The organism is Streptomyces sp. SID11385, assembly GCF_010548245.1.
In the GTDB taxonomy this organism is placed as follows: Bacteria; Actinomycetota; Actinomycetes; order Streptomycetales; family Streptomycetaceae; genus Streptomyces.
Window position 1 is genome coordinate 1 of record NZ_JAAGLR010000585.1, and the last position, 563, is coordinate 563.

Sequence of the window (563 nt, forward strand, 5' to 3'; positions counted from 1 at the left end):
CGGCGCTCGGCGCGCTGTACGGCTGGCGGGCGGTGTTCTGGGGTCTCGCAGCGCTGTGCGTCCCGGCCGCGCTCGGCGTGTTCGTGGGGGTGCCGGCGGGTCGCCCCGCGGGGGGTGGGCTCGCGCCGCGCGCGGAGGCGGCGGTGCTCCGCAGGCCGTCGCTGCTCCTCGCGATGCTGCTCGGCGCGCTGGTCAACGCGGCTACCTTCGCAGCTTTCACGTACCTCGCCCCGGTCGTGACCGGCCCCGCCGGTCTCGGGGAGCGCTGGGTCGCCGTGGTGCTGATGCTCTTCGGCGCGGGGTCCTTCGCCGGGGTCACGCTGGCGGGCCGCTTCTCGGACCGCCGTCCGGGCCTCCTGCTCGTGGTCGCCTTCCCGGCGCTGCTCGCGGGCTGGCCGGCGCTGGCTCTCGCGGCGGGCGCGCCAGCCGTGCTGCTGCCGCTCGTCTTCGTCCAGGGCGCGCTGTCGTTCGCCCTCGGCAGCACCCTCGTCACGCGGGTCCTGTACGAGGCGGGCGGGGCGCCGACGTTGGCGGGCGCGTGCGCGACGACGGCGCTCAACGTC

General features: G+C 77.4%; 1 protein-coding gene. It reads left to right on the top strand.

Annotated features, from left to right (window positions below):
• On the top strand, positions 1-563 hold a 563-nt coding region (locus G3I42_RS17645; RefSeq protein WP_164287093.1), incomplete at both ends, for an MFS transporter.